Genomic DNA, 1,123 nt, shown 5'->3' with positions numbered 1-1,123 from the left:
CGGCAGCCTGCGTCGTAAAAGGCTTGAGTCGCTTTCTGATAAGCCGCCACAGTATCATGATAAAATTGATCTCTGTTTCCATTGTAATATGTATCTTCTTGAATGCGAGTAAATAACATGTTTGGGATTGGAGTTGAAAATTTAGAGACTTGGCTTCCATCACCATGTCGTTCGACAGCTTCTTTTAAAAACGTGAAATGTTCCACCATATAATGATGATTGAAGTCCACTTTACCTACTACCTTAATTGCGTTATTTTTGGTTTTTGCACCTTTGAATTGGCTGATATATTCTGTCTCAAACTGCTCTACACCTTCTAAGCCTGATAGGAAGTCCAAATGCCACCAAGAACGTCTAAATTCACCGTCCGTGATAGATTTAAGACCTACTTCAATTTGCTTCTGGACAAGCTTTTCAATTTCTTTGTCCTCTACAAATTTTAAATCGTCTTTATTAATTGTACCATTTGCATACGCTTTTCTTGCTTCTTTAAGGGGAGTTGGTCGTAAAAAGCTGCCTACGTGATCAGCTTTAAATGGAGTCTTCACTAGTGTCTTTGTCATGAGTTTGTTTCCTTCTTTCTTTTTAAAATAAAAAACCTCTTCTTAAAAATAAGAAGAGGTTAATAATCGTTATGGGTTCTCTTCTTATCTTCAAGCAAATTGCTACTGGAATTGGCACAGTACTTTAACAGTCTGTTGCCGAGGCTTCCTAGGGCCAGTCCCTCCACCTCTCGAGATAAGAATATTCAATTTATTTAACTAGGGACAATACTACACGTGTTTCTCTAGCTTGTCAATTAAAAGATTAAAAAATCAGAAATATCGGTTAGTACAAATATCTATTTATGTAACACCAAGGAATTTCTACCATTAATTAACTTTTAAGACAGGAAAAAGCACCCTCATCGTTAATGTTTTTGAAGAATAAGGGTGCTCCTTGGGAATTTAGGTTTTCTATACTAAAATGTAAGAAAGATTAGGTCTATAGCTAGTATAACATATTATTTGAAAGATTGTCATACAAATTTTACTGTATAACAGCACCGCCATTTTTTACGACCCTGCTCCTACGATTTATGTAACTAATAACGGAAACACTGCAATTTTCATACACATAATAT

1 protein-coding gene and 1 riboswitch are annotated in these 1,123 nt (G+C 35.4%); the gene reads right to left on the bottom strand.

The features are described from left to right. Positions 1-563 (bottom strand): uroporphyrinogen decarboxylase/cobalamine-independent methonine synthase family protein (locus RB298_RS15600; RefSeq protein ID WP_486047532.1); only part of this gene is annotated, 563 nt, incomplete at its 3' end. Between the two features lie 81 nt (positions 564-644). Further along, positions 645-745: riboswitch (SAM riboswitch) on the bottom strand. Between the last annotated feature and the right edge of the window lie 378 nt (positions 746-1,123).

The organism is Priestia sp. BR_2, assembly GCF_041954005.1.
In the GTDB taxonomy this organism is placed as follows: domain Bacteria; phylum Bacillota; class Bacilli; order Paenibacillales; family Paenibacillaceae; genus Paenibacillus_AQ; species Paenibacillus_AQ lautus_A.
Note: the sequence above shows the minus strand (reverse complement) of the source record. Positions and strands in the feature narration are given on the sequence as shown.